Origin of the sequence: Streptomyces sp. 378, assembly GCF_030124145.1 — a bacterium.
In the GTDB taxonomy this organism is placed as follows: Bacteria; Actinomycetota; Actinomycetes; order Streptomycetales; family Streptomycetaceae; genus Streptomyces.
On record NZ_JASKMS010000017.1, the window covers coordinates 127,618 to 150,294 of the forward strand.

Genomic DNA, 22,677 nt, shown 5'->3' on the forward strand with positions numbered 1-22,677 from the left:
ACATTCCGTTTGGGTTTTCGGACCGTCAACCGGAAGACTGCACCCGTGACGTCCCGTATCCCGCGCGACTCCAGGCTTCGACTCGTCCGCCCGCGACCCCTGGCCGCCGCCCCTCCAGCGATGAACCAGCGGCGCTCGCGCCGACCCGCACCACGCCCCCCGGAGGGCACTCCGGCACCGGCGGAACTGGCCAGAATGGCACGCTCAGGTCTCGCCGACGCGGCCCGCGTCGCCCGCTGGGCCGACGCCGCGCTCGGCCCCGGCCGGGACAGCGCCACCGACGACGGCAAGGCCACCCTCTCCGACGCGACCGCGGAACGGGCCGCCCGTGAGCTGGGTCTGACCCCGGCTCAGGTCAGAGCCGACTGGGACACCGCCCGCCTCGCCGGTCTCGTCGAGGTGCACGGCGACAGCGCCCGCCCCGGCTGGCGGCTGCGCGCCTGGGACCGCGACGACAGTGCCGTGCTGCGCGGCTGGGTCGCACTCTTCGACGCCTGGTCGCTCGCCCATCCGGAGCCCGCGGAGCACGAGCCCGCCGCCGTCGCCGAGGTCGTCTCGGCCATGCCACAGGTGCTCTCCTTCCTCCAGCTGTCCGCCGGGCCCGTCCCCGTCGAGCAGCTCCTCGACCTCCTGGAGCAGCGCGTCACCGAGCTGCGCACCGCCCGCTGCGAGATCCCCTACGGCCCCCAGCCCGAGCCGCCGGCCGAACCGGAGCCCACCGACGCCCCCCTCGCCCCCCTGCTCGACTGGGCCCTGCGCGCCCTCGCCTCCGTCGGCGCCCTCACCTACGGCGACGGCCAGGCCACGCTCACCCCGCTCGGCAGCTGGGCCGTCTGGGTCAAGCTGGAGCAGATCTGCGTCGCCGCGCAGAGCCCCGCCGGGAACATCGAGCAGGCCGCCGAGGACATGCTCCGCGGCTGTGCCCAGCTACGCCCCAACGCGGCCCGTGCCGAGTACCGCGCCTGGCTCGCCGCCCGCCCCGTCGGCAGCGCCGTCACCGAGCTCCTCGGCGCCGCCCGCGGCGAGGACGCCCTGCTGCGCGGCCTCGCCTTCGAGGCCCTGCGCGTGGTCGGCGCCCCCGCCGAGCCGGACGTCCGCGCCGTGCTGACCGAGCCGACGCTCAGGCCGTACGCGCTGCTGTGGCTGGCCGAACACGACGGGACCGACCCGGAGGACGCCCACGAGGTCCTCACCCGCCAGGAGGCGACCTGGCTGTGGGTGGACACCGCCGCAGCCGTCGCCGACCACGGTGAGGCGCCGCTGCTCGTGCGCCACCTGGAGTCCGCGGTGCAGCCGACCGTCCCGATGCTCCTGGACGAGGTACGCGCCGTCGGCCACCCGCGCACCGTGCAGGTCCTGGTGGCCCTCGCCGCCGCGCACCCCGACCCGGCGCTGGCCAAGGCGGTGCGCCGGGCCGCCTTCCAGGTGCACACCGGCGGCAGCTGAGCCCCGCGGGGCGCCCCCGCGGCCCGCCCCGCGGCCGTCAGCCCGCTATCTCGGGCGCGTACGTCCCGAAGCTCCACACGTTGCCCTCGAGGTCCCGGGCCATGTAGTCCCGCGATCCGTAGTCCTGGTCCGTCGGGGGCATCAGGACCTCCACGCCGTGGTCCACGGCGTGCCGGTGGTGGCCGTCGACGTCGTCCACCACCACGTACACCCCCGTGGTGCCCGCGTTCTTCATGGCCGCGTCGAACACGCCGCCGTGGCCCTTGGTGCCGACCATCACCGCGCCGTTGCCCTGCGCCAGCTCGGCGTGTGTCACCGAGCCGTCCTCGCCCTCGTACACCGACAGCTCCGTGAAGCCGAAGGCCTCCGTGAGCTGCCGGATCGCCGCCTTCGCGTCGGCGTACAGCAGCGTGGGGTAGATGCTCGGGCGCCCGCCGGACGTGCCTGCCATGGCGATCACTTCCTCGTGTCTCGCTGCGTGTCCCCCCGCCGGGAGGAGCCGGAGTCCGGCCCACCGCTCAGTCTTCCACCGGGTACTGACAGCGGCCCCGCGTCCGGCCGCCGATGATCGAACACCCGCACACAGAAAAAGTGGTTGCACGTCCCCGTTAGACTGTCCTCATGGCCATTCTCCTCGCGCATTAGACGGCGGGAACGTCCTCAGCCGTCCATCCCGCCCCCGTATCCGCCCTGGAGTCTGTCCGTGATCTCCGCCTCCGGTATCGAGCTGCGCGCCGGTGCCCGCGTCCTCATCGAAAACGCCTCGTTCCGCATCGCCAAGGGCGACCGCATCGGCCTGGTCGGCCGCAACGGCGCGGGGAAGACCACCCTCACCAAGTGCCTGGCGGGCGAGGGCATCCCGGCCGGCGGCACCATCACCCGCTCCGGCGAGGTCGGTTACCTCCCGCAGGACCCCCGCACCGGCGACCTCGACATCCTGGCCCGCGACCGCATCCTGTCCGCCCGCGGCCTGGACGTGCTGATCCGCAAGATGCGCGACAACGAACAGCGCATCGCCAACGGCCAGGGCTCCACCCGCGAGAAGGCGCTCAAGCAGTACGAGCGCCAGGAGACGGAATTCCTCACCAAGGGCGGGTACGCCGCCGAGGCCGAGGCCGCCACCATCGCCGCCGCGCTCAACCTGCCCGACCGGGTGCTCGGCCAGCCGCTGCACACCCTCTCCGGCGGTCAGCGCCGCCGTATCGAGCTGGCGCGGATCCTCTTCTCCGACGCGGACACCCTGCTGCTCGACGAGCCCACCAACCACCTCGACGCCGACTCGATCGTCTGGCTGCGCGACTACCTGAAGACCTACCGCGGCGGCTTCATCGTGATCTCCCACGACGTCGACCTGGTCGAGACGGTCGTCAACAAGGTGTTCTACCTGGACGCCAACCGCGCCCAGATCGACGTCTACAACATGGGCTGGAAGCTCTACCAGCAGCAGCGCGAGGCCGACGAGAAGCGCCGCAAGCGCGAGCGGCAGAACGCCGAGAAGAAGGCGTCCGCGCTGCATTCGCAGGCCGACAAGATGCGGGCCAAGGCCACCAAGACCGTCGCCGCGCAGAACATGGCCCGCCGGGCGGACAAGCTGCTGGCCGGCCTGGAGGCCGAGCGCAAGTCCGACAAGGTCGCCAAGCTCCGCTTCCCCGAGCCCTCGCCGTGCGGCAAGACCCCGCTCATGGCCGAGGGCCTGTCGAAGTCCTACGGATCGCTGGAGATCTTCACCGACGTCGACCTGGCCATCGACAAGGGCTCGCGCGTCGTCATCCTCGGCCTCAACGGCGCGGGCAAGACGACTCTGCTGCGCCTGCTCGGCGGGGCGGAGAAGCCCGACACCGGCAGGGTCATCGAGGGCCACGGCCTCAAGCTCGGCTACTACGCGCAGGAGCACGAGACCCTCGACCCGGAGCGCACGGTCCTGGAGAACATGCGCTCGGCCGCCCCCGACCTGGACCTGGTGGAGGTCCGCAAGACGCTCGGCTCGTTCCTGTTCTCCGGCGACGACGTCGACAAGCCGGCCGGCGTCCTGTCCGGCGGTGAGAAGACCCGGCTCGCCCTGGCCACGCTGGTGGTGTCCTCAGCCAACGTGCTGCTCCTCGACGAGCCGACCAACAACCTCGACCCGGCCAGCCGCGAGGAGATCCTCGGCGCGCTGCGCACGTACAAGGGCGCGGTCGTCCTCGTCACCCACGACGAGGGTGCGGTCGAGGCGCTCCAGCCGGAGCGGATCATCCTGCTGCCGGACGGTGTCGAGGACCTGTGGGGCGCCGACTACGCGGATCTCGTCGCTCTCGCTTGATCGAATGCGTGATCAACGGCGTATGGATCATTCGGCCCAGCGGTGATCCATCATCTGTGTGAGATCTCCTCGTACCGAGGTGTGTCCTACATCGATTTCGCGGCCGAGCCCCCGATTCTCCGGGGCTCGGCCGCGCCGCCTTTCTGACCTGGCCTTTTCCTCCACCATCCGTTCGGTCGTACGGACAGCGCCCTCCGGAATTCCGCATTCCGGATGTGGGGGTGTGCTCCTGTCGTCACAACCTTGTCTCACGGACCTTGCCGAATGGGTGGCCATGACGGCCCGGAGGGGTGATCATGAGGAGACCAGAGCGCACTTCCCATGAGGAGGCACGGGTGGCCGAGACTCTGAAGAAGGGCAGCCGGGTGACCGGCGCCGCGCGCGACAAGCTCGCGGCAGACCTGAAGAAGAAGTACGACGCCGGTGCGAGCATCCGGGCGTTGGCCGAGGAGACCGGCCGCTCGTATGGCTTTGTGCACCGCATGCTCAGTGAGTCGGGTGTCACGCTCCGAGGGCGTGGCGGGGCGACCCGGGGCAAAAAGGCCACGGCCTGACCCCGGGTGGCCCCTCGGCTTCGATGGTGGCCACCCGGTCGGTCGTCTGATCGGCCGGGTGGTTACTGTGCAGTCACTTAAGCGTGGCCTGCTACGGCGGTGAAGCCGTCGTACGGCACGAAGGCGACCGCACACATCGGAGGCGTCCCATGGCTTCGCCCGACCAGGACCTCGTTCCCGTACTCGACAAGGACGGCGTACGGCTCACCGTCGACGACGCGATCGCCACGGTGACGCTGACCAACCCGGCCAAGCGCAACGCGCAGAGCCCCGCTCTGTGGCGCGCGCTGACCGAGGCCGGGCGGCGGCTGCCGGGCACCGTCCGCGTCGTGGTGCTGCGGGGCGAGGGCACGTCCTTCTCGGCCGGGCTCGACCGGCAGGCGTTCACGCCCGAGGGCTTCGACGGCGAACCGTCGTTCATCGACCTCGCGCGCGGCGCGGACGCCGAGTTGGACGCGACCATCGCCGAATACCAGGAGGCGTTCACCTGGTGGCGGCGCAGCGACATCGTCTCCGTCGCCGCTGTCCAGGGGCATGCCATCGGGGCGGGCTTCCAGCTCGCCCTCGCCTGCGACCTGCGCGTCGTCGCCGACGACGTGCAGTTCGCCATGCGCGAGACCAGCCTCGGGCTCGTGCCCGACCTGACGGGCACGCACCCGCTGGTGGGACTCGTCGGATACGCCCGCGCGCTGGAGATCTGTGTGACCGGGCGCTTCGTCATGGCCGAGGAGGCCGTGAACACCGGTCTCGCGAACCTCGCCGTGCCCGCCGACCAGCTCGACGCCACCGTCCGCGACCTCGTCTCGGCCGTGCTCGCCGCGCCCCGTGACGCGGTCGTCGAGACCAAGGCCCTGCTGCGCGGCGCCCAGGACCGCACCTACGAGGAGCAGCGCGCGGCGGAGCGTCAGTCCCAGGCCCGCCGGCTGCGGGACCTCGCGGGCATCGGGGACTGAGAGCGGCCTCACCGGACGGGAGCGCGGTCAGCCGATCGCGCTCACCACGACCGCCACCGTCGGGTGATCCGGCAGCACCCTCCTGACCGCCGTCCGGACCTCGCGGGCCACGTCCCTGGCCCGCTGGTCCGCACCCACCGCCAGCTCCAGCCGGACATGGCGGTGCGGTAGCGCGGCCTCCTCGCCGGGGCGTTCCTCGATGTGCACGGGGTGGCCCAGCGTGCCGGTCAGATGGAGCACGCCCTGGACTCCGAGCGCGGCGGCGGCCACCCGGGCCTCGTCGCCGCCCTCGGCCCGCGCGGCACCCGCCGGTTCGGGAAGCGGCGCGGCGGGCCCCGCCCCAGCCGGCTCCTGATCGCCCAGCAGCCCCGTCACCCGCAGATCCACCTCCGTCACCGCCAGCCCGAGCCGGGTCGCTGCGGTCGCCAGCGTCGCCCGCAGCAGGGAGGCCGTCGCCGGCAACGGCTGCGCGGCCGTCGCCGCGAACTCCGCCGTCACCCGCAGCGGCCCCGGCGGCAGGGCGCTCGGCGGAGCGGGTACGGCCGGCTCCGCGGTGTCCTCCGTGTCGCAGAGCGCGACACGGAGCGCGGCCAGGCGTACGCCCGGCGCGTCCCACGCCGCGCTCCGCAGCACCGCCTCGGCTGCCCCCTCCGCGATCCACGCGCCGTCCCGCGCGTCACCCAGCGGCAGCAGCCTGCCGATTCCCAGCTGATGTCTCACTGCCTGCGTCCATCGATCGGCCGTCATTCCTCCAGCCTGCCGCATCAGAGGCGCGCTTCCGCGTAACCGTGCTTACGGTGGTGCCAGGACGACGACCGAAAGGGACGTACGGCGATGACTGACATGACCGACAACCGGGGCGGGGAATCCGAGACGCCGACGGCGCGCAGGAGCCCGCTGGTCAAGCGCGGTGGTGGTGACCCGGCTTCCCGGGGCCGGACGACCATCGCGGACGGCGTGGTGGAGAAGATCGCCGGGATGGCCGCCCGTGACGTCGACGGCGTACACGCCATGGGCAGCGGCCTGTCCCGCACCTTCGGCGCCGTGCGCGACCGCGTACCCGGCGGCCAGAAGTCGGTGACGCGCGGTGTGAAGGCCGAGGTCGGCGAGGTGCAGGCGGCCCTCGACCTGGAGATCGTCGTCGAGTACGGCGTGTCGATCGCCGATCTGGCCCGCGACGTACGGGAGAACGTCATCACCGCCGTGGAGCGGATGACCGGCCTGGAGGTCGTCGAGGTCAACATCGCGGTGAGCGACGTGAAGCTGCCGGACGAGGAGGAAGAGGAACCGGAGCGCCGGATCCAGTGAGGTACGGGCATCGGACGGCACAACGGCTGAGGAGCTGAGGAGCGCATGAGTATGGCCGTGGTCGGCATGATCGCCGGCATGGCGCTGGCCTTCGCCGGATATTTCGGTGGATTCGGTGCCTTTCTGCTGGTGGCGGCACTGGGCGCCGTCGGCTTCGTCGTCGGGCGGTTCCTGGACGGGGACATGGACCTCGGCGACTTCTTCCGTCCCCGTGAACGGCGGCGGTGACGCCGGTGAGCACGGGGACCGGTGAGCTCGACAGACCTCGCACCGTCGTCCCGCCGGGCGAGCGCGGGGCGACCCGGATCGCCGACCGGGTGGTCGCGAAGATCGCCTCGCAGGCGGCCCACGAGGCCGTGGGCACGCTGCCGCCCGACGCCGACCGGCCGTCCGCGTCGGTCGTCGTCCACCACGAGGTCGCCCACGTCCGGGTCCACATCGAACTCGACTACCCGTGCGACATCGGCGCCCGCTGCCGCGAGGTGCGTCACCAAGTCGTCGAGCGGGTGGGTTCCTTGGCGGGCATGCAGGTGCCGGAGGTCGTCGTCCACGTGGAGCGGCTGCATCTGGCCGCGGCGCCCGGCGCGGTGGAGGGGAGGACGCGATGAGCGAACCCGAGGGCACACAGCCCCCCGAGGGCACCACACAGCGTCTGCCCGTCCTCGGCCGGCAGGAGACGGAGAACGGCGACGGACCCGGCCGTTCCCCGACGCCGGCCGCCGAGGGACGACCGTCGGCGGCCCGGGACGAGGACGGCCGCGCGGGCCGCTTCTGGTCGGCACGCCGTGTCGCCGCGGGCATCGTCGCCCTGCTGCTCCTGGGCCTTGCCGGGCTGTTCCTCTACGACGTCGTCTCCGTGCGCGCCGGCAGGCCCGGCATGTACTGGCGCCGGGAACTGGCCCGGCAGCTCGCCGAACGGCCCCTCGACGACACCTGGGTGCGCGTCGGCGCAGGGGTGGCCGCCGCCCTCGGTCTGTGGCTGCTGATCCTGGCCGTCACACCCGGCCTGCGGGCCGTGCTCCCGATGCGGCGCACACACGCCGACGTACGCGCCGGACTGCACCGGGCCGCCGCCGAGACCGCGCTGCGGGACCGGGCCGTGGAGGTGGCCGGTGTGCAGTCCGCGGAGGCCCGGGTGCGCCGCCGGAGGGCGAAAGTCCGCGCCGTGTCGCACTTCCGGGCACTGGACGACGTACGAACCGATCTGGACGCCGTGCTCGGCGACGCGGTGAACGGCCTGGGGCTGTCCAAGCCGCCCTCGCTGTCGGTACGCGTCCGACGGCCCGGCCGGAAGGGGTGAGAGCGGTGCTCAGGAGCGTCAACCGCGTGTTCCTCGGGCTGATCGGCCTGATCCTGCTGGTGCTGGGCGGCTCCGTCCTCGCCGTCGGCCTCGGCGCCCCGGTGCCCTCGTGGTGGATCCACGACAGCGAGCACGACGTGCTGCTGAGCGACGCCGAGCGCACCCGCTGGCGTGACGACGGCTGGTGGTGGCCGGTCGTCATCGCCGCCCTCGCGGCCCTGCTGCTGCTCGCCCTGTGGTGGCTCGTCGCCGTGCTGCGCCGACGCCGCCTGGCCGAGGTCCTCGTCGACACCGGCGACGGTGAGGGAGCGCTGCTGCGGGGCCGGGCCCTGGAGGACGTCCTCACCGGGGAGGCGACCCGCGTCGACGGTGTGGACGGGGCCCATGCTCATCTCAAGGGCCGCCGCAGCGCCCCCGAGGCCCATGTACGCCTCGCACTGGAACCGCACGTGGACCCGGGGGCGGTCCTGAACGACTTCACGACCGGTGCCCTGACCCATGCCAGGGCGTCGGCGGGCCTTGCGTCACTTCCGGTGGAAGTGCGGCTGAAGGGCGTCAAGCGCGGTACGGAACGGGTGAGTTGAGCGCGGCGTCAGAATCCGTGCCGCGCGCCGCCGTCGACCGGCACCATGACCCCGGTCAGATACGACGCCGCCGGTGACATCAGGAACGCCGCCACCCGCCCGAACTCCTCCGGCGCCCCGTACCGCCGCAGCGGAATGCGGGACTCCGAAGCCGCCCGGGTCGCCTCGGGGTCCGCCGACAGCGCGTCCAACTGCCGTACCCGGTCGGTGTCGATCCGGCCGGGCAGGACACCGACCACCCGGATACCGCGCGGCCCCAGCTCGTCGGAGAGCGACTTGGCGAAGCCCGCCAGCCCCGGCCGCAGCCCGTTCGAGATGGTCAGCCCCGGAATCGGCTCGTACACCGACCCCGACAGCACGAACCCGATGACACCCCCGGCCTCCATCTCGGTGGCCGCGGCGCGAGCCAGCCGTACCGCGCCGAGGAACACCGACTCGAACGCCGTCTGCCACTGCTCGTCCGTGTTGTCGGCGACGAACCCGGCCGGCGGCCCGCCCACGCTGACGAGGACGCCGTTGAAACGGCCGAAGTGCTCCCGCGCGGCCCCGATCAGCCGGGCCGCCGCCTCCGGGTCGGCGTTGTCGACGGCGACCCCGACCGCGTTCGGTCCCAGTTCGGCCGCCGCCTCGGCCACGCTCTTCTCGTCCCGCCCCGAGACGACCACCTTCGCCCCGTCCGCGACGAGCTCGCGCGCGGTGGCGTTGCCGAGGCCGCGGGTGGCCCCGGTGACGACGTACACCCGGTCCTTCAGTCCAAGATCCATGGCCCCTATCCTGCCCCGTCCTCACCGAACAGGGCGAGGGCGGTGTTCACCAGGCCGATGTGGCTGAACGCCTGGGGGAAGTTGCCGAGCTGCCGGCCGGTCACCGGGTCGAACTCCTCGGACAGCAGCCCGACGTCGTTGGCGTGCCCCACCAGCCGCTCGAACAGCTCGCGGGCCTCCTTCGTACGGCCCGTCATGTGCAGCGCGTCCGCGAGCCAGAACGAGCACACCAGGAAGGCGCCCTCGCCGCCGGGCAGCCCGTCGACCTCGCCGTCGTCCGTGCTGTAGCGGCGCAGGAAGCCGCCGTGGCTCAGCTCTTCGCGGACCGCTTCGATCGTGCCGATCACCCGCGGATCGTCCGGCGGCAGGAAGCCGACACGCGGGATGAGCAGCAGCGCGGCGTCCAGTTCGCGCGAGCCGTAGGACTGCGTGAAGGTGTTGCGTTCCGCGTCGTAGCCCTTTTCACACACCTCCTGGTGCACCTCGTCGCGCAGGGCGCGCCAGCCGTCGGGGTCGCCGCTCAGTTCCGGATGGCGCTCCAGGGTGCGTACGGCGCGGTCGGCGGCCACCCACACCATCACCTTCGAGTGCACGAACTGGCGACGGCCGCCGCGTACCTCCCACAGCCCCTCGTCCGGCTGCCGCCAGTGGGTCCGCAGGAAGTCCAGCAGGGCCGTCTGCAGCGCCCACACGTCCGGCTGGGGCGACAGGCCCGACTCACGGGCCAGGGACAGGGAGTCCATGACCTCGCCGTAGACGTCCAGCTGGAGCTGGTTCACGGCGTCGTTGCCGATGCGCACGGGGGCCGACCCGTCGAAACCGGAGAGCCACGGCAGCTCGAACTCGGGCAGCCGTCGTTCACCCGCCAGGCCGTACATGATCTGCAGATCGGCGGGATCGCCCGCGACGGCGCGCAGCAGCCAGTTCCGCCAGGCCTCGGCCTCCTCCTGGTAGCCCGCCGCGAGCAGCGCGTTCAGGGTGAGGGTGGAGTCGCGCAGCCAGCAGTAGCGGTAGTCCCAGTTGCGTACCCCGCCCGGCTCCTCCGGCAGCGAGGTCGTGGGGGCGGCGACGATGCCGCCGGTGGGGGAGTAGGTGAGCGCCTTGAGCGTGATCAGGGAGCGGACGACGGCGTCCCGGTGGGGGCCGTGGTAGCGGCAGCGCGAGACCCAGGCCCGCCAGTCCTCCACGCTGTGGCGCAACGCGTCGTACGGGTCGACGAGCGGGGGGCGCTCCTCGTGGGAGGGGTGCCACGTCAGGACGAAAGCGACCTTTTCTCCCTTCTTGACGGTGAACTCCGCGTGCGTGGCGAAGTCCTCGCCCCAGCTGTGCACCTCCGGCTCGCTGCGCAGCCAGGTCGAGTCCGGGCCGGCCACGGCGACGCGGTGGCCGTCGGACCGGCGCATCCAGGGGACGATCGAGCCGTAGTCGAAGCGCAGTTTGAGGACGCTGTGAAGCGTCACCTCGCCGTCGATGCCCTCGACGACGCGGACGAGGTCGGGGGCGCGGTCGCGTTGGGGCATCAGATCGGTGACCCGGACCGCCCCGTGCTCGGTCTCCCACTCGGTGTCCAGGACGAGGGTGTCGCGGCGATAGGCGCGCCGGGTGCAGCGGTCCGCCCCCACGGGGGCGATGCGCCAGTGGCCGTTGTCCTCGTCGCCGAGCATTCTCGCGAAGCAGGCGGCCGAGTCGAAGCGGGGCAGACACAGCCAGTCGACGGATCCGTCCATGCCGACCAGGGCGGCGGTCTGTTCGTCGCCGATGAGCGCGTAGTCCTCGATATGGGGGTGCACGGAGTGCGGGTTCCCGGCAAGGCGGTCCGGCAATCAGGGCGGGGGCCGGGGGAATGACATGTTCTCGGCGGCCGGGGCGCCGGTGCCCGAGAAGATCACACCCGGGTCGGACGGGGCCTGGTTGAGCACCCACAGGCCGATCAGGGTGGCCAGCGTGAAGACGACGCTGACGAGCACGGCGAGCACGAGCCGCCGCCGGCGCTCGCGCCGCAGCCACTCGCCGCGTGCCGTGCGGTACGCGTCGGGGTCGGGAAGCACCCCGCCCGCCAGTACCCGGAGCGCCTCGCGGAGCTCCGCCTCGGTGTGGCCGTGGCCGGACCGGTCCGGACCGGTGCCACGCGACCCAGTCGCATCTCGATGCGTCATCGCCGGGCCTCCATCGCCTGGGTCAGGGCGGCGATGCCGCGCGCCGTGTGCGTCTTGACGGAACCTCCGGATATGCCCATCGCGGCGGCTATCTCACTCTCCTTGAGACCGAGCCAGTGCCGCAGTACCAGGGCCTCGCGCTGCCGGGGCGGCAACTGCTGGAGCGCGTCGATCAGCACGCGCTGGTCGTCCCGCAGCAGCGCGGCGTGCTCGGCGGAGGCGACCGTGTCGTCCGGCGGGTTCTCCTCGTGCCTGCGGGCGACCTGGAGGTGCCGTATCCGCATCCGCGTCAGATTGCAGACGGTGGAGCGCAGATAGGCCTCCGCCGCGGCCGCGTCCCGCAGCCGCCGCCACTTGCGGTAGATCTGGTAGTACGCCTCGGCCACCACGTTCTCCGGATCGTCGGCGCCGAGCAGGACGGCGAGGCGCAGCATCGAGGAGTAGTGCAGCTCGAAGAGGTGGGCGACACCGGCCTCGCGTTCCGGGTCGGCGGGGTCGCCGGCCGGGGGAGCGAGGGGCTCGGCCGGGGGCGGTACCGGTGCCGGCACCGGTGGCAGCGTGGGGTTCTGTCTGCGTCTCACGGGTTGTTCGCTCCCGTCTCCGGGCAGCGCCGGACGGTCAGGCGGGACGGCAGGTCGGTCGCGTCGGCGCCGCGCGGGACGCCGAGGCGGGTCAGCACCGCGGTGCCGGTCACCGCGACGGTCAGATTGAGCAGCAGGGCGGCGAGCCCGGCGTAGATCTCCAGGGGCCCGGCGCCGGTGCCGAGCGGCACGATAGAGGAGAATCCCTCGCGCACCACCAGGTACGTCCCCGACGCCATGCCCACGGCCCACCCGGCGAGCAGCGCCCGCGGGTGCAGCCGCCCGGTGAACAGCCCGACGGCGACGGCCGGGAAGATCTGCAGGATCCACACGCCGCCGAGCAGCTGGAGGTTGACGGCGTCCTGGTCGCGCAGCCCGAACACGAACGCCACGGCCCCCACCTTCGCGGTGAGCGACACCGCCTTGGCGATGCGCACCTGTCGCTTGGGCGTGGCCGTCGGATGGACGTACTCGACGTACACGTTGCGGACGAAACTCGTGGCCGCGGCGATCGACATCACCGCCGCCGGGACGAGCGCCCCCACGGCGATCGCGGCGAACACCAGCCCGGCCAGCGGCGCCGGCATCAGCCGGTCGACCAGCATGGGCACCGCCGCCTCGGCACCGCCGCGCGGCGCCCGCACCCCCGCCGCGAGGGCGGCGATGCCGAGGAACCCGAACAGCGCGAGCAGTCCGGTCCAGGCGGGCAGCGCCACCGAGACCTTGCGCAGGGTGTGGGGCCCGTCGGCGGCGAAACCGGCGGTGAGCACGTGCGGGTACATCAGCAGGGCGAGGGCGGAGCCGAGTGCGAGCGTGGCGTAGGCCGGCTGCTGCGCGGGGGACAGGAGCAGCGCCGGGCCGCCCAGCCGCTGCGCCGCGCCCTCGAAGACGGGGCCCGGGCCGCCCAGCCGTGCGAGGACCAGCCAGGTCACCGCGGTGAGGGAGACGAACACCGCCACCGCCTTCAGCGCCGAGATGACCGCCGGGGCCCGCAGCCCGTGCCGGTACGTCGCCACCGCGAGCCCCGCGAACAGCGCGACCAGCACCAGGTCCCCGGCAGCGCCCCGCGGGTACATGCCCCCGGCCGTCAGGACCGCCCTGATGCCCAGCAGTTGCAGCGCCAGGTACGGCATCGTGGCGAGGATCCCGGTCAGCGCCACCACCAGGGCCAGCGGCGGCGACCCGTACCGGCCGCGCACGAAGTCGGCGGCGGTGATGTAGCCGTGCCGCCGGGCCACGCTCCACAGCCGGCTCAGCAGCACGAAGGCGAGCGGACAGACGATCACCGTGTACGGCACGGCGAAGAAGGCGGGCGCGCCGATGCCGTAGGCCAGTCCGGGTACGGCGGTGAAGGTGTACGCGGTGAAGATCGTGCCGCCCAGCAGCAGCCAGGTCCAGCCCGGGCCCAGGGAGCGGTCGGCCAGGGCCCAGCCCTCCAGGGAGGGCAGCCGGTCGACCGGGCGCAGGCGCCGCGCGGTCACGGCGAGCAGGGACGCCCCGCCGATCACGGCGAGGAACGTCGCGGTCATGGCGCCGTCAGCCATGGGTCACCGTCCTTGGTGTGCCTGTGCCCTCGCGGGAGAGTTGCGCGGACGGCCCGTCCGGAGGACAGAAGAAGAAGGAAAACCGGCGGGAAATCTTCTTGAAATCCGCTGTCAACCGTTCTCGGCGGAAGCGCAACTCTTGCACAGACCGACAGCGAACGGGAGAGGAGCACAGGTCATGGCACGGACCGGCCATCCACGGCTACGACGCGTAGCCGTCGCCCTCCTGCTGCTCGCTCCCGCCGCGGGACTGCTGTGGGTCCCCTGGTACGCCGGTGCGAGCCCAGGGCTGGCGGAAGCGCCGTTCTTCTACTGGTACCAGCTCGCGTGGGTACCGGGATGCGGCCTTTGCCTGCTCGGGGCCTACGCGCTGACACGGCACGACGACCGTCACGGTCCCTGATCGCGCCGCCACCGCCCGTACCACTTCGTAGCGCTTCGCCGTCACCCCGTACCGCTCCGCAACGCTCTTGGAATCTCGCAGTACCACCCAACGCACCGCTCCAGGTGAGGAGTCGCCATGTCCACGTCAGCCATGCCCGGATCCGCTCTGCCGGCGCCGGAAGGGCCACCGCCCCGGCGGTCCCCCATGACCCCCCGGTCGATCCTCGTATGGACCGCCGTCGCCCTCGTCGGCGCGGTCGGCTGGGGTGTCCTCGCGCTCTCCCGCGGCGAGGAGATCTCGGCCGTGTGGCTGGTGATGGCGGCCCTCGGCTCGTACGCCATCGCCTACCGCTTCTACTCGCGGTTCATCGCCCGGAGGGTCCTGGAGGTCGACGACACCCGCGCCACCCCGGCCGAGCGGCTGGAGGACGGTGTCGACTACCACCCGACCGACCGCCGGGTGCTCTTCGGTCACCACTTCGCGGCCATCGCCGGCGCCGGTCCGCTGGTGGGGCCGGTGCTGGCCGCACAGATGGGCTATCTGCCGGGCACGATCTGGATCATCGTGGGCGTGATCTTCGCCGGCGCGGTCCAGGACATGATCGTCCTCTTCCTCTCCATGCGGCGGGACGGCAAGAGCCTCGGTCAGATGGCCAGGGACGAGATCGGCAGGGTGGGCGGTGCGGCGGCACTGATCGGTGTCTTCGCCATCATGATCATCCTGCTCGCGGTGCTGGCCATGGTCGTCGTCAACGCGCTGGCCGAGTCCGCCTGGGGCACCTTCTCGGTCACCATGACCATCCCCATAGCCCTCTTCATGGGCTTCTACCTGCGCTACCTGCGGCCGGGCCAGGTCGTGGAGACCAGTGTCATCGGCGTGGGACTGCTGCTGCTCGCCATCCTCGGCGGCGGCTGGATCCAGGACTCGTCGATGGCGGAGTACTTCGTCTGGAGCCCCGAGACCCTCGTCTTCTGCCTGATCGGCTACGGCTTCGTCGCCTCCGTGCTCCCGGTGTGGATGCTGCTGGCTCCCCGTGACTACCTGTCCACCTTCATGAAGGTCGGCACCATCGCCCTGATGGCCGTCGGCGTGGTGATCGCCGCCCCGACGCTCAAGGCCGAACCGGTGACGGAGTTCGCCTCGACCGGCGCGGGACCGGTGTTCGCCGGGGGGCTCTTCCCGTTCCTCTTCATCACCATCGCCTGCGGTGCCCTGTCCGGCTTCCACGCCCTGGTCTCCTCCGGCACCACGCCGAAGCTGATCCAGAAGGAGTCCCAGGTCCGAATGATCGGGTACGGCTCCATGCTCACGGAGTCCTTCGTCGCCGTCATGGCGCTGATCGCCGCCTGCGTCCTGGAACCGGGCCTGTTCTACGCGATGAACTCCCCGGCCGCGCTGCTCGGCCCGACGGTGGAGACCGCGTCGGACGCGGTGAAGAACCTCGGCTTCAGCATCACGCCGGACCAGCTCACCGCGGCGGCCAAGGCCGTCGAGGAGCACACTCTCGTCGGCCGCTCCGGCGGCGCGCCCACCCTGGCCGTCGGCATGTCGGAGATCTTCGCCGGGGTGTTCGGCGGTGCCGGGATGAAGGCGTTCTGGTACCACTTCGCCATCATGTTCGAGGCCCTGTTCATCCTGACCACGGTGGACGCGGGTACCCGCGTGGGCCGCTTCATGCTCCAGGACATGCTGGGCAACGTCTGGAAGCCGATCGGCCGGGTCACCTGGAAGCCGGGCATCTGGGTCACCAGCGCCCTGGTCGTCGGTGCCTGGGGTTACTTCCTGTACGCCGGTGTCACCGACCCGCTCGGTGGCATCAAGCAGCTCTTCCCGCTGTTCGGCATCGCCAACCAGTTGCTGGCCGCGGTCGCCCTGGCCGTCACCACGACCATGCTCATCAAGACGGGCAAACTGCGCTGGGCGTGGGTGACCGGCATCCCGCTCGCCTGGGACGTGGCCGTCACCTTCACCGCCGGCTGGCAGAAGATCTTCTCGGACGACCCGAAGATCGGCTTCTTCGCCCAGCGGGACGTCTACGCGGACGCCATCGACGCCGGCAAGCTGCTGCCGGGCGCCACGAACATGGACGACATGCACACCATCGTCCTCAACAACACCGTCGACGGCGTGATCATGGCGATCTTCCTGCTGCTGGTCCTCATCGTCCTGGTCAACTGCGCGGTGGTGTGCTTCCGCGCACTGCGCGCCACCGAGCCCCTGCCGACGACCGAGGTCCCGTACGTCGCCTCCCGCATCGATGTCCCCGAGCAGCGGAACACCGAGCCGCTGGTGGGGGCAGGCCCGTGAGCACCGCACGGAAGGTGCTGGACACCGTCCTCTGGTACGCGCGCGAGCTGACCGGCGAGACCGAGTACGACCGCTACTGCGAGCGGCACCGGCGCCACCACCCGCACGCTCCGGTGCCGACCCGGCGCGAGTACCAGCGGATGCGCACCACGCAGCGCGAGTGCGAGGCGCCCGGCCGCTGCTGCTGACCCCGCGCGGCGGCATCCCCCGCGCGGTACCCGGGCCGCGACGGCATCCGCCGCGTGGTTCCCCGGCCGCGCGGCGGGCGTGCCCCTCCCCAGCCCTGACGGCACGCCCGCCGCGCGACCGACCTCGTCCCGCTCCGCTCCACCTTCGCCGAGGCCGAGATGCTCAGACGCCGCCCTTCCCTGCTGATCCGCCCCGAACTCGACGACGACCTCCTGCACGCGACCCTCGCCGAACTACGGCCGGCCCCCCAACTGCACGGGCTCGGCGCGGGCAGCAGCCGTTCCGTCTGGGAGCCCGCCGCCCGGCTGCTGCGCGCCACAGGACGGGACTGGGACCGCAGAGCACACCGGGTGTCGGTCCTCGCCCGGAACATGCCGGCCGCGATCCCCGAGCGCTGGGTCGCCGACCGGCCCGGCCACGGCGACGCCCTGCTGCTGTCCGCCTGCGCCGCGGTGGCCCGGGTCCCGGTCGGTGACCCTGCCGCCGTACGCCGGGCCGAACAGGCGTGTCTGCGTGCCGCCGACGCCTGCTCCGGTGATCCGACGCCCTGGCTGGCCCTGTTCTCGCTGATGCACGCCTGTGCCGTACCGGTCCGTGACGCCGTGCCCGCGTGGACCGAGGCCGTCAACCGCGCACCGTGGCACCGTGGCGCCTACCACCAGATGCTGGGCTATCTGTCGCCGCGCGGCCACGGCACGCTCCCCGACATGCTGGACTTCGCCTGGCAGAGCGCGGTCCAGGCCCCGCACGGCTCGCCGCTCGCCGTGCTGCCGGTGGCGGCCCGCGTGGAGCTCGGCGCCCACCGCCAGGGCCTGACGGGCCTCGCCGCCATCGGCGCGAGCGGTCACTGGAACGAGCTCCGGGCGGCCGAGGAGCTCGACCGGGCTCTGTCCGGCTGGTTCCACACCGCCGTCGCGCCCCATGCCGAAGCGATGGCCGACCTCAACCTGCTCGCCTTCGCCCTGACCCGCGCCCACCGCCCGGCCGAGGCCGCACTCGTCCTGCGGCGCGTCGGCCGCCATATGACACGCCATCCGTGGGACCTGCTGCCCGAGCCGGAACGGGCCTTCCGCTACTGGCGGGACGGCCCGGCCGGCTGACAACAGCCCAGGCCGGCACCGGCGGCGTCACGCCGTGGCCGGCTGCGACTTTCTGTCCTGCGCCGTCGCGGCGGCCGCCGCTTGCGCCCGCTCCCGGGCCTCGCGGCGGGCCAGGACGACCCAGCCGACCGGAACGGCAGCGGCGAACAGCCACCACTGGACGGCGTAGGCGTAGTTCAGCGCGGCGTCCTCCTTGCCGGGATCGCCCAGCAGTTCGGGGATGTCGCCCTTGGGCTCGGGAGCCGTCTGGGCGATGTAGCCGCCGAGCACCCGGGCGTCCAGGCGGCGGGCCTGCTGCTCGCTGTTGATCAGCATGATCTGCCGGTCGGGCAGACCCTGGAGGTTCTTGATGCCGCTCGCCGCGGTCGTCTCGTCGGGCATCAGCCGCCCCTCGACGGTCACCTCGCCGCTCGGCGGTGCGGGGACCTTCGGGAACGTGGTCTGGCTCGGGCCCTCGGAGGGGATCCAGCCCCGGTTGACCAGCAGCACCTTGCCGTCGTCGAGGACGAAGGGGGTCAGGACGTGGTAGCCGACCGCGTCGTCGGAGTTGGTGCGGCGCCGGACCACGACCTCGCCCTCCGTGTCGAAGCGGCCCTTCGCCGTCACGGTGCGGTAGCGCTCCGCGCTGGTGACGGTGTGCCCGGGCCCGGTCAGCCTCTCCACGGGCACCGGCTCGGCCGCCAGCGCGTCGGAGACCAGCTCGTTCCGGGCGGTGCGCTCCTCGTAGCGGTGCATCTGCCAGATGCCCAGCCTGATCATCGTGGGGATGAGGAGCAGGGCGATCAACGTGAGGATCACCCACTGCCGGGACATCAGGAAGCGGTACACCCCACGACCGTACAACTCGGTCGTGGGGTGCGTTCGGGTGGGTACGGGTTCATACCTTGTCGACAATTCCTGCCTTTCCCTCCGCGCGGGCGCAGTGGGCGCCGCAGTACCAGTGGCCCTCGACCTCGACGCCCTGGCCGATGATCTGCACCCGGCAGTGCTCGCAGATGGGGGCCATGCGGTGGATCGCGCAGGAGAAGCAGTCGAAGACGTGCACCGCACCCTGCGCGTGCACCTCGAAGGTCATTCCGTACTGATTGCCACATACCTCACAGGTCGCCATGCGCCACAGGGTGGGCCGTCGCCCCCGCGCGGGCGAGCGGTCGCCGGGCGAGTCGCCCGGTTATCACCCGTCCGTACGGTCATCCCTCCGACGCCGGCTCCACATCCGCGAGGAGTTGCCCGAACGCCGCCTCGTCCACCACCGGCGTACCGAACTGCCGGGCCTTGACGACCTTGGACGTGCCCGAGTCCGGGTCGTTGGTGACGAGCAGGCTGGTCAGCCGGGACAGACTCGTGGCCACGTGCAGCCCGGCCTCGCTCGCGCGGTCCTCCAGCAGGTCCCGCTCGACGGAGGTGTCACCCGAGAAGGCGACGCGCATGCCCTGCTTGAGCCGCCCGCCCGGCTCGTAGCGGCCGGGGTTGGGGTAGGGGCAGGCGGGGCGTTTGCGGGCCGGGCGCCAACTGCTCGGCCGGTAGGTGCCGTATCCCCCCGGGCCCGCCTGCTGTCCGATGCGGGGCGCGGCGGGGCGGTCCCTCCACTCGGTCAGCGGCCGGCACTCGTGCAGCGGCAGCCGTACGTTGTTCGCCGCCGCGGCCCGCAGGCTCGGCCGGAACGCCTCCGCCAGCACGCGGGCGTCGTCCAGCGCGTGGTGGGCCCGCTGCTGGACGACGCCGAAGTGCGCGGCGAGGGACTCCAGCTTGTGGTTGGGCAGCGGCAGCCCGAGCTCCTTGGAGAGCGCGATGGTGCACAGCCGCTGCCGCACCGGCGCCTCGCGCTCGGCGCGCGCGTACTCCCGGGCGATCATCTGCCAGTCGAAGACGGCGTTGTGGGCGACGAGCACGCGTCCCGCCAGCCGGGCCGTGAACTCCTCGGCGATGTCCGGGAAGAGGGGTGCGCCTTCGAGCGCCTCACTCGTCAGCCCGTGGATCCACACGGGGCCCGGGTCGCGCTCGGGGTTGACCGTCGTGTACCAGTGGTCCTCGACCTCGCCGCGCTCGTCCAGCCGGTAGACCGCCGCGGAGATGATGCGGTCGTCCCGGGCCAGGCCCGTGGTCTCCACGTCAACGACCGCGTACCCCTTGGGATACGCGGTCGGCCACGGTGTGGCTGAGAACACTGCGGTCGTCAGGTCTTCCAGCATGGTTCCTGAGGATACGGGCCACGACTGACACCGCGGGCCGCCAGGGGCGATCGTCCGTTCTTCCGATACTCCCTCAGGCGTCTTGTCCGGTCTGTCCGTTCGTGGGGCGTACGTCTGATCGACCCTCAGTCGATCAGCGGGGCCTCTCGTACGCCGTCGTCCGTCGTCGCCCCGTACCGGACCGGCGGATACCGGCCGCCCCGGCCCGGCCGGCCGACGGCGCGCTCGGAGCGCGGGGACCCGGCCGCGACGAGAGCTGCGGGCCGTCCCAGAGGCAGCGGCGTCACCAGCGGATGGGCACCGGAAGCACCGTCAGCAGCCCGGACGCCGCGACGACCAGGCCCAGGGCGACGACCTCCGCCCGGGCCGGGGCGCAGGCGGTCCAGGGGTCGGCCGCCCGGCGCAACCGCCGCCGGGCCCACAGGGCGAGGGCGGCGACGGCGGCCACGAGAACCACCTTGGCGAGCAGCGCCCGCCCGTACGCCGTCCCGGTCAGCTGCTCCAGGATGGTCTCCGGCGGCATCCGGCGCAGGGAACTGCACACACCCGTCGCGGTGATGACGGCGAGCAGCACGACCGCCACGCGCGCGTAGAGCCCCAGCAGCGCCACGCCCGCCGCCGTGCCGTCGCGGACGTGCCGGAGCCGCAGGACGCGCAGCGCGTGCAGCAGTCCGCCCGCCCACAGCGCAGCACAGAGCAGATGGACGAGCGTCAGCCCGGAGCCGATGAGGGGACTGTGCTCGCTCGTGGGGTGTGCGCGCAGGGCCTCGGCCACGACCACGGCGGCCAGCGGCCACACCTGGGTGACCGGCCGGCGCGACACGGCGCACAACCCCGCCACCAGGAACGCGTTGACCTCCAGCAGAGCGAGCTTGCCGTCCCGGGAGGCGTAGAGGCCCCCGACGTCGATGTCCGCCAGGTCGTCCGGCACGAGATTGCCGGTGGCCACGACCGAGGCGAGCCCGAGGGCGGCGAGGCAACCGGCGGTGGCCGCGAGGGGGGACCAACTGCGGGGCATACCCAGGGGATCGTTCTCCGGTCCGGGCAGCGATCGCGCCAGCCGGTTCACGAATATCTCCCCGATGGGTATGCACAGCGCCGCGAACAGCACCGTGCGCAGCAGGCCCATGCCGCCGGCGCCGGGCGCCTGTGCCTCCCCGGTGCCGTGCAGCGCGGCGGAGGGGCCGAGCAGCGGGATCAGCGCGGCCAGCGTCACCAGCGCCAGGACCGCCGACGCCCGGCCCGCACCGAGCCTCGGGGCGGGCTCACACGGATCGGCCGGCCCGGGGGTGGGTCTTGTCAAGGTCACCCCAGGATCTTCACCAACCTCCACACGGCCGGGCAAGTCGGCGGAACGCGATCGACCTGGCATTCGGTCGGCCGACGCAGCCGCACATCCCTGGGCACGTCCGTCGGCCGTGGACACGAAACGGGCCGGGCGGGTGTCCCCGCCCGGCCCGGGTCGCCCTTACACGGGCTCTACTTGGTGACCGCGTCCAGCGCGTCCGCGATGCCCCAGCCGTAGAAGCCGTTGCGGTTCTTCGAGCCCTCGCACACCGCGTCGATCTTGCCGTCGGCGTCGATGTCGTACGGGTCCGTGCACGGGGTGGCGTCGGCCTCCGCGTACAGCAGGGCCTTCACCAGGGCCGGAGAGGCGTACGGGTGCGTCGACTTGATGAGGGCGGCGACGCCCGCGACGTGCGGGGACGCCATCGACGTACCGGCCATGTAGCCCCACTTGCCGCCCGGCAACGTGCCCAGGATGAGGCCGCTCGTGGCCGGCGCGTCCGGCTTCTGGTAGGCGGTCGAGTCACCGCCCGGGGCGGCAATGTCGACGACGCCCAGACCGTGGTTGGAGAAGGACGACTTGATGCCCTTCGCGCCCGTCGAGGCGACCGTGACGACCCCCGGCAGCTGGGTCGGGATGTCGAGGCACTTCGAGGGGTCGACGACCCGGTCGCCCGGGGTGGTGTCGTTCGGGGACGACGGGTCGGTGATCTCGTCGGAGGCCAGGTCGTAGTTCTCGTTGCCGGCCGCGGCGACGTTGACCGCGCCCTTCCTCTCCGCGTACCGCGAGGCCCGCGTGACGGCCTCCACGAGCGCCTTCTGGTCCGGGTCGTTCTTGCAGTTGAAGTACCAGGGGTCCGTGTAATAGCTGTTGTTCGTCACGTCGACCCCGTGCTCGGCCGCCCACACGAAGCCGCACACCACGGCCTCGGTGTAGAAGAAGCCGGCCGTGGTGGACACCTTGATGCCGGAGACCTTCACGCCGGGCGCGACACCGGTCATGCCGACGCCGTTCTTGGCGGCGGCGATCTCACCGGCGACGTGGGTGCCGTGCGGGCTCTCCGCCGCGCTCGGCCGCCAGGCCCCGTCGGACGTGTCGGGCTTGCCCGTCACGCAGTTGACCGACGCCTCGCGGTCGAAGTTGGGCGCGATGTCGGGGTGGGTGTCGTCCACACCGGTGTCGATCACGGCGACCGTGACCTTCTTGCTGCCCAGCGTCTTCTCGTGCGCCTTGTCCGCCTTGATGGCGGGCAGGTCCCACTGCAGGGACTCCAGCGGGTCCTGCCCGGCGGCACCCTCGGCCTTCGCGACCTCGGTCGCGCTCAGCACCTTCGGCGCGCCCAGGTCGCCCGTCGACGCCGAGGGCAGCGGCGCGGTGCGGGTGGCACCCGCCGACTGCACACCGCGCACCGTGCGCATGGTCTTGGCGAAGTCGGCGTTCGAGGAGTGGACGACGATGACGCCGATCTGGTCGTACGACGTCACGATCGTGCCGCCGGCCTTGGCGACGGCCTTCTTCACGTGCGCCGAAGTGCCGTACCCCGGCTTGACGTTGACGACGTAGCTGAGCGGGGTCGCGTCGGCCGGGGCCGCTGCGGGAGCAGGGGCGTCCTCGGCGGCCGTGGCCATCGTGTTCGGCAGGAACGCGAGGGCCGTGGCCATGGCCATCCCGGCCGGGATCGCGACGGCGCGACGGTAGCGCGTGTACGGCGCAGTCATGGTGTC

The 22,677-nt window shown here is 72.3% G+C and carries 26 protein-coding genes; 13 read left to right on the forward strand and 13 right to left on the reverse strand.

All coding sequences use genetic code 11. The features are described 5' to 3' along the window. Positions 1-45: 45 nt before the first annotated feature. Positions 46-1,446 carry a hypothetical protein gene (locus QNO09_RS22960; protein WP_283972126.1) on the forward strand — a complete coding sequence of 467 codons (1,401 nt, stop codon included), beginning with the start codon at positions 46-48 and terminating at the stop codon, positions 1,444-1,446. Between the two features lie 37 nt (positions 1,447-1,483). On the opposite strand, the gene QNO09_RS22965 is transcribed toward QNO09_RS22960, so the two are convergent. Beyond that, positions 1,484-1,897: a VOC family protein gene (locus QNO09_RS22965; protein WP_283972127.1), complete on the reverse strand. Its 414-nt coding sequence runs from the start codon at positions 1,895-1,897 to the stop codon at positions 1,484-1,486. 252 nt (positions 1,898-2,149) lie between these two features. Between QNO09_RS22965 and QNO09_RS22970 the strand changes: the two genes are divergently transcribed. The 3 genes from QNO09_RS22970 to QNO09_RS22980 all read left to right on the forward strand — a co-directional run bounded on the left by QNO09_RS22970 (position 2,150) and on the right by QNO09_RS22980 (position 5,255). Then, positions 2,150-3,748 (forward strand): ABC-F family ATP-binding cassette domain-containing protein, encoded by a 1,599-nt coding sequence (locus QNO09_RS22970; RefSeq protein WP_283972128.1) that lies wholly within the window; start codon positions 2,150-2,152, stop codon positions 3,746-3,748. 335 nt (positions 3,749-4,083) lie between these two features. After that, positions 4,084-4,302 (forward strand): helix-turn-helix domain-containing protein, encoded by a 219-nt coding sequence (locus QNO09_RS22975; RefSeq protein WP_010037790.1) that lies wholly within the window; start codon positions 4,084-4,086, stop codon positions 4,300-4,302. A gap of 149 nt (positions 4,303-4,451) precedes the next feature. Next, on the forward strand, positions 4,452-5,255 hold the full coding sequence (locus QNO09_RS22980; protein ID WP_283972129.1) for an enoyl-CoA hydratase/isomerase family protein: 804 nt from the start codon (positions 4,452-4,454) through the stop codon (positions 5,253-5,255). A 27-nt stretch (positions 5,256-5,282) separates the two neighbouring features. Here QNO09_RS22980 and QNO09_RS22985 read toward each other — a convergent pair whose 3' ends face one another. Then, positions 5,283-6,002 (reverse strand): nucleopolyhedrovirus P10 family protein, encoded by a 720-nt coding sequence (locus QNO09_RS22985; RefSeq protein ID WP_283972130.1) that lies wholly within the window; start codon positions 6,000-6,002, stop codon positions 5,283-5,285. Positions 6,003-6,089: 87 nt separating this feature from the next. Between QNO09_RS22985 and QNO09_RS22990 the strand changes: the two genes are divergently transcribed. From QNO09_RS22990 to amaP, 5 genes are read left to right on the forward strand one after another with little or no spacing between them, the layout of a single operon-like run. Further along, positions 6,090-6,563, forward strand: coding sequence for an Asp23/Gls24 family envelope stress response protein (locus QNO09_RS22990; RefSeq protein WP_283972131.1), 474 nt, complete (start codon positions 6,090-6,092; stop codon positions 6,561-6,563). Between the two features lie 45 nt (positions 6,564-6,608). Further along, the gene (locus tag QNO09_RS22995) at positions 6,609-6,791 is read left to right on the forward strand and encodes a hypothetical protein (protein WP_283972132.1); all 183 of its coding nucleotides are present in this window, start codon (positions 6,609-6,611) and stop codon (positions 6,789-6,791) included. After that, complete coding sequence (locus tag QNO09_RS23000; RefSeq protein WP_283972133.1) at positions 6,788-7,171, forward strand: Asp23/Gls24 family envelope stress response protein; 384 nt, start codon at positions 6,788-6,790, stop codon at positions 7,169-7,171. The genes QNO09_RS22995 and QNO09_RS23000 overlap by 4 nt, the downstream gene beginning before the upstream one ends. Next, the gene (locus QNO09_RS23005) at positions 7,168-7,863 is read left to right on the forward strand and encodes a DUF6286 domain-containing protein (protein WP_283972134.1); all 696 of its coding nucleotides are present in this window, start codon (positions 7,168-7,170) and stop codon (positions 7,861-7,863) included. The genes QNO09_RS23000 and QNO09_RS23005 overlap by 4 nt, the downstream gene beginning before the upstream one ends. After that, the gene (amaP, locus tag QNO09_RS23010; protein WP_283972135.1) at positions 7,860-8,447 is read left to right on the forward strand and encodes an alkaline shock response membrane anchor protein AmaP; all 588 of its coding nucleotides are present in this window, start codon (positions 7,860-7,862) and stop codon (positions 8,445-8,447) included. Before QNO09_RS23005 ends, amaP begins: the two co-directional genes overlap by 4 nt. Before the next feature lie 8 nt (positions 8,448-8,455). On the opposite strand, the gene QNO09_RS23015 is transcribed toward amaP, so the two are convergent. Genes QNO09_RS23015 through QNO09_RS23035 form a run of 5 tightly spaced genes read right to left on the reverse strand, consistent with a single transcriptional unit; the run spans position 8,456 to position 13,492 of the window. After that, positions 8,456-9,211: an SDR family oxidoreductase gene (locus QNO09_RS23015; protein ID WP_283972136.1), complete on the reverse strand. Its 756-nt coding sequence runs from the start codon at positions 9,209-9,211 to the stop codon at positions 8,456-8,458. A gap of 5 nt (positions 9,212-9,216) precedes the next feature. Further along, positions 9,217-11,001, reverse strand: coding sequence for a glycoside hydrolase family 15 protein (locus QNO09_RS23020; RefSeq protein ID WP_283972137.1), 1,785 nt, complete (start codon positions 10,999-11,001; stop codon positions 9,217-9,219). Positions 11,002-11,034: 33 nt separating this feature from the next. Continuing rightward, positions 11,035-11,367 (reverse strand): hypothetical protein, encoded by a 333-nt coding sequence (locus QNO09_RS23025; protein ID WP_283972138.1) that lies wholly within the window; start codon positions 11,365-11,367, stop codon positions 11,035-11,037. Next, positions 11,364-11,948, reverse strand: a complete 585-nt coding sequence (locus tag QNO09_RS23030; RefSeq protein ID WP_283972139.1) for a SigE family RNA polymerase sigma factor — start codon at positions 11,946-11,948, stop codon at positions 11,364-11,366. The genes QNO09_RS23025 and QNO09_RS23030 overlap by 4 nt, the downstream gene beginning before the upstream one ends. Further along, positions 11,945-13,492 (reverse strand): sodium:solute symporter family protein, encoded by a 1,548-nt coding sequence (locus tag QNO09_RS23035; RefSeq protein ID WP_283972140.1) that lies wholly within the window; start codon positions 13,490-13,492, stop codon positions 11,945-11,947. Before QNO09_RS23035 ends, QNO09_RS23030 begins: the two co-directional genes overlap by 4 nt. 178 nt (positions 13,493-13,670) lie before the next feature. Between QNO09_RS23035 and QNO09_RS23040 the strand changes: the two genes are divergently transcribed. From QNO09_RS23040 to QNO09_RS23055, 4 genes are all read left to right on the forward strand, one after another. Next, positions 13,671-13,895 (forward strand): DUF3311 domain-containing protein, encoded by a 225-nt coding sequence (locus tag QNO09_RS23040; protein WP_283972141.1) that lies wholly within the window; start codon positions 13,671-13,673, stop codon positions 13,893-13,895. 132 nt (positions 13,896-14,027) lie between these two features. Next, positions 14,028-16,184: a carbon starvation CstA family protein gene (locus tag QNO09_RS23045; protein ID WP_283972186.1), complete on the forward strand. Its 2,157-nt coding sequence runs from the start codon at positions 14,028-14,030 to the stop codon at positions 16,182-16,184. After that, positions 16,181-16,372, forward strand: coding sequence for a YbdD/YjiX family protein (locus QNO09_RS23050; RefSeq protein WP_283972142.1), 192 nt, complete (start codon positions 16,181-16,183; stop codon positions 16,370-16,372). The genes QNO09_RS23045 and QNO09_RS23050 overlap by 4 nt, the downstream gene beginning before the upstream one ends. Before the next feature lie 159 nt (positions 16,373-16,531). Further along, positions 16,532-17,473: a hypothetical protein gene (locus QNO09_RS23055; RefSeq protein ID WP_283972143.1), complete on the forward strand. Its 942-nt coding sequence runs from the start codon at positions 16,532-16,534 to the stop codon at positions 17,471-17,473. A 27-nt stretch (positions 17,474-17,500) separates the two neighbouring features. Here the strand turns inward: QNO09_RS23055 and QNO09_RS23060 are convergent, their stop codons facing one another. The 6 genes from QNO09_RS23060 to QNO09_RS23085 all read right to left on the reverse strand — a co-directional run bounded on the left by QNO09_RS23060 (position 17,501) and on the right by QNO09_RS23085 (position 22,671). Next, positions 17,501-18,301 carry an SURF1 family cytochrome oxidase biogenesis protein gene (locus QNO09_RS23060; RefSeq protein WP_283972144.1) on the reverse strand — a complete coding sequence of 267 codons (801 nt, stop codon included), beginning with the start codon at positions 18,299-18,301 and terminating at the stop codon, positions 17,501-17,503. A 49-nt stretch (positions 18,302-18,350) separates the two neighbouring features. Further along, positions 18,351-18,584 (reverse strand): metallothionein, encoded by a 234-nt coding sequence (locus QNO09_RS23065; RefSeq protein ID WP_078615365.1) that lies wholly within the window; start codon positions 18,582-18,584, stop codon positions 18,351-18,353. 79 nt (positions 18,585-18,663) lie between these two features. Continuing rightward, complete coding sequence (locus tag QNO09_RS23070; protein ID WP_283972145.1) at positions 18,664-19,665, reverse strand: DEDDh family exonuclease; 1,002 nt, start codon at positions 19,663-19,665, stop codon at positions 18,664-18,666. A gap of 125 nt (positions 19,666-19,790) precedes the next feature. Continuing rightward, positions 19,791-19,952 (reverse strand): hypothetical protein, encoded by a 162-nt coding sequence (locus tag QNO09_RS23075; protein ID WP_283972146.1) that lies wholly within the window; start codon positions 19,950-19,952, stop codon positions 19,791-19,793. After that, the gene (locus QNO09_RS23080; protein WP_283972147.1) at positions 19,949-20,974 is read right to left on the reverse strand and encodes a CopD family protein; all 1,026 of its coding nucleotides are present in this window, start codon (positions 20,972-20,974) and stop codon (positions 19,949-19,951) included. Before QNO09_RS23080 ends, QNO09_RS23075 begins: the two co-directional genes overlap by 4 nt. Positions 20,975-21,144: 170 nt before the next feature. Beyond that, positions 21,145-22,671: a S8 family peptidase gene (locus QNO09_RS23085; protein WP_283972148.1), complete on the reverse strand. Its 1,527-nt coding sequence runs from the start codon at positions 22,669-22,671 to the stop codon at positions 21,145-21,147. Positions 22,672-22,677: the final 6 nt, after the last annotated feature.

Excerpts from the sequence above, each read along its gene's own strand:
- QNO09_RS23065 (WP_078615365.1), bottom strand. The coding sequence starts at position 18,584 with ATGGCGACCTGTGAGGTATGTGGCAATCAGTACGGAATGACCTTCGAG.
- QNO09_RS22980 (WP_283972129.1), top strand. The coding sequence starts at position 4,452 with ATGGCTTCGCCCGACCAGGACCTCGTTCCCGTACTCGACAAGGACGGC.
- QNO09_RS22985 (WP_283972130.1), bottom strand. The coding sequence starts at position 6,002 with ATGACGGCCGATCGATGGACGCAGGCAGTGAGACATCAGCTGGGAATC.
- QNO09_RS22965 (WP_283972127.1), bottom strand. The coding sequence starts at position 1,897 with ATGGCAGGCACGTCCGGCGGGCGCCCGAGCATCTACCCCACGCTGCTG.
- QNO09_RS23015 (WP_283972136.1), bottom strand. The coding sequence starts at position 9,211 with ATGGATCTTGGACTGAAGGACCGGGTGTACGTCGTCACCGGGGCCACC.
- QNO09_RS22990 (WP_283972131.1), top strand. The coding sequence starts at position 6,090 with ATGACTGACATGACCGACAACCGGGGCGGGGAATCCGAGACGCCGACG.
- QNO09_RS23035 (WP_283972140.1), bottom strand. The coding sequence starts at position 13,492 with ATGGCTGACGGCGCCATGACCGCGACGTTCCTCGCCGTGATCGGCGGG.
- QNO09_RS23085 (WP_283972148.1), bottom strand. The coding sequence starts at position 22,671 with ATGACTGCGCCGTACACGCGCTACCGTCGCGCCGTCGCGATCCCGGCC.
- QNO09_RS23025 (WP_283972138.1), bottom strand. The coding sequence starts at position 11,367 with ATGACGCATCGAGATGCGACTGGGTCGCGTGGCACCGGTCCGGACCGG.
- QNO09_RS22995 (WP_283972132.1), top strand. The coding sequence starts at position 6,609 with ATGAGTATGGCCGTGGTCGGCATGATCGCCGGCATGGCGCTGGCCTTC.
- QNO09_RS23070 (WP_283972145.1), bottom strand. The coding sequence starts at position 19,665 with ATGCTGGAAGACCTGACGACCGCAGTGTTCTCAGCCACACCGTGGCCG.
- QNO09_RS23040 (WP_283972141.1), top strand. The coding sequence starts at position 13,671 with ATGGCACGGACCGGCCATCCACGGCTACGACGCGTAGCCGTCGCCCTC.
- QNO09_RS23055 (WP_283972143.1), top strand. The coding sequence starts at position 16,532 with ATGCTCAGACGCCGCCCTTCCCTGCTGATCCGCCCCGAACTCGACGAC.
- QNO09_RS23005 (WP_283972134.1), top strand. The coding sequence starts at position 7,168 with ATGAGCGAACCCGAGGGCACACAGCCCCCCGAGGGCACCACACAGCGT.
- QNO09_RS23045 (WP_283972186.1), top strand. The coding sequence starts at position 14,028 with ATGCCCGGATCCGCTCTGCCGGCGCCGGAAGGGCCACCGCCCCGGCGG.